We start from the raw sequence: 2,812 nt of genomic DNA, 5'->3' as shown, positions 1-2,812 counted from the left end.
TAGGGAGATAGGGAGATAGGGAGATAGGGAGATAGGGAGATAGGGAGATAGGGAGATAGGGAGATAGGGAGATAGGGGGATAGGGAGATAAGGAGATAGGGAGATAGGGGGGTAGGGGGGTAGGGGGATGGAGCGGTAGAGAGGCAGAAATGTGAGAGGGAAGGGGCAGAAGAGGCGGGAGAGGTATGAGAGGCCCCCACACCGTGGCTCTCTACGTCGCGTTCCGAGTGGTAGACTTCGGACCCTTTTTAGCGGGGCCGGACGCGCCGCGGCCGATTGACCATGCAAGCCAGAAGTCATCTCATATTCGGTATCGGCGCAACGTGGCTGATGCATCGCACCGGGTGGGCCGCCAGCGTCCACGCTTGGCCCTTGACGCTCGTGGGCGCGTTGCTGCCGGACATCGATCATCCAAAGAGCATGCTGGGACGCCGCGTCGCTCCGGTGTCGCTCCTGATCTCCCGTCTTTTCGGTCATCGCGGCATGACGCACTCGCTGCTGCTTCCGGTTTTGGCGGTTGTCGGCTGCCTATATCACTGGGGGCATGTGCCAGTGTGGATGCTGGCGCTGAGCGCCGGGTATTTGTCGCATCTGCTGGCCGATTGGCTCACGCCGTCCGGCGTGCCGCTGTGCTGGCCGTTGCGAACGCGCTTCCGCTCGCCGCTTTACGTGACGACCGGGTCAGCGGCAGAGTGGTGCGTGGCCGCCGCACTCGCATTCGCCATGTGGCGATGGTGGTGAGTGGGGCCGGATGTGCCGGCGGAAGCTGAGGAGGCAGTGAACGCGGTGAAGGCAGTGGAAGCGGCCGAAATAGCCGAAATAGCCGAAATAGCCGAAATAGCCGAAATAGCCGAAATAGCCGAAATAGCCGAAATAGCCGAAGTAGCCGAAGTAGCCGAAGTAGCGGAAGTAGCGGCAGTAGCGGAAGTAGCGGAAGTAGCGGAAGTAGCGGGAGTAGCGGGAGTAGCGGGAGTAGCGGGAGTAGCGGGAGTAGCGGGAGTAGCGGGAGTAGCGGGGCCAGCGGGACCAGCGGAACCAGCGGAACCAGCGGAACCAGCGGAACCAGCGGGGGGGGGGGCGTCAGAAATTCCGTGTCCAAGGCGAGTTGAGAATCTCATGGACGGCTGCACGAAACGATCTGCGTAGAGGATAGCGAATTGGTTCGTGGCCGCTTCCCAGTCCTTGGCAGCACACCCCGGTAGCATCGTCGGCTGACTCGGCTGACTCGGCTGACTCGGCTGACTCGGCTGACTTGGCGAGCAGGCCGGGGGCGGCCTGCTCGGATGTCGGTCAGCGCCAGGGCAAAGGCGGCTCGTCCATGAGAGCAACTTGCTCACGAAGCTCGAGAATGCGGTCCTGCCAATAGCGCTGCGTGTTGAACCACGGGAAGGCTGCGGGGAACGCTGGGTCGTCCCAGCGCCGAGCCAGCCAGGCGCTGTAATGCAGCAGGCGCAGCGTTCGCAAGGCTTCTGTCAGATGCAACTCGCGCGGGTTGAAGTCGGAAAAGTCCTCGTAGCCTGAGAGGACTTCATCGAGCTGGACAGTCATCTCCGCACGCGTACCCGAAAGCAGCATCCATAGGTCCTGCATCGCCGGGGCCATGCACGTGTCGTCGAAATCGACGAAGTGTGGGCCGGCATCGGTCCACAAGACGTTGCCGCCGTGGCAGTCGCCGTGTACGCGTAACAGTCTCACGTCTCCGGCTCGCTCGTACGCGCGCGCGACGCCAGCGAGCGCCAGGTCGGCAATGCTGCGCCACGCGTCGCGTAGGTCGTTCGGAATGAAGTCGCTCGCCCACAGGTAGTCGACTGGGGTGCGTCCGTACGTGTCGATGCCCAGGGTGATGCGGTGCCGGAACGGTTGGGTGGCGCCGACTGCGTGAATGCGGCCGAGAAATCGACCAAGCCAGTTGAGCGTGTCGGGATCCTGCAGTTCGGGGGCACGGCCGCCGCGTCGGGGGAAGAGGGCGAAGCGGAAGCCGTTGAAATGGTGCAGCGTCGTGCCTTGTGTCTCGAGCGGGGTCACGACAGGGATTTCCTGGTGGGCGAGCGCTTGCGTGAAGGCGTGCTCTTCCAGGATGGCGTCGTCGGTCCAGCGCTGGGGACGATAGAACTTCGCGATGAGCGGCGGCCCGTCTTCCATCCCAACCTGATAGACACGGTTCTCATAACTGTTGAGGGCGAGCAGGCGCCCGTCGCTGAAAAAGCCAAGCTGCTCGACGGCGGCAATGACGGTGTCGGGCAGGAGGGTGGAGAACGGATGCGCGGGCCCGGAGGCGTCTTGGGAAAGATCGGTGTTCATGGGCGCTATTGTGCCAAAGGCGGTGCACCGGGGCGTCGGTTCTCTTCTCTATATAGCGCCTGGGAATCGATAGGGCGCGAACGCGGTGAGGCAGGAACGTGAAAACGCAGGAATGAACGTTAAGGCGCAGGAAATTACCCTGCCTTCAAAAAAGTTTCACAAAGGGCTTGCGCGGTTCGTCGAACGTGTCTAATATTCCGTCTCTCGCAACGACGGCGACGCAGCGAAAGCGGCGAAGCGGTGGTGGCGACGGGCCGAAAAGCCCGGTGGTTAGTGGTTTTGAGCTAGTGAGTCGCTACGGCGGCGAACGAAGAAAGCGAAAAAAACTGTTGACGACGACGAGAAGCTGCGACATAATCTCACTTCTCTGCTGCTGATGCAGCAACGCAGAAAACGAAGCGACGGCGCGGTAAGTGTGCGACGAAGCGAAGTTTGATGCGATTGATCTTTAAAAACTAGACAACCGATAAGTGTGGGCACTCGATGAATGGTGCGTCTGCTTCGGCAGATA

The 2,812-nt window shown here is 61.5% G+C and carries 2 protein-coding genes; one reads left to right on the top strand and one right to left on the bottom strand.

Features of this window, described 5'->3' with window-relative positions; all coding sequences use genetic code 11:
* Positions 1-282 precede the first annotated feature (282 nt).
* Entirely contained in the window at positions 283-741 is a 459-nt protein-coding gene (locus PEP31012_RS23440) for a metal-dependent hydrolase (RefSeq protein ID WP_150591607.1), read from the top strand.
* Between the two features lie 549 nt (positions 742-1,290).
* On the opposite strand, the gene PEP31012_RS23430 is transcribed toward PEP31012_RS23440, so the two are convergent.
* Entirely contained in the window at positions 1,291-2,301 is a 1,011-nt protein-coding gene (locus PEP31012_RS23430; protein WP_150591605.1) for a serine/threonine protein kinase, read from the bottom strand.
* Positions 2,302-2,812 lie beyond the last annotated feature (511 nt).

It is taken from the genome of Pandoraea eparura (genome assembly GCF_902459725.1).
GTDB classification, from domain to species: domain Bacteria; phylum Pseudomonadota; class Gammaproteobacteria; order Burkholderiales; family Burkholderiaceae; genus Pandoraea; species Pandoraea eparura.
This window is presented reverse-complemented; position numbering and strand designations above follow the sequence as displayed.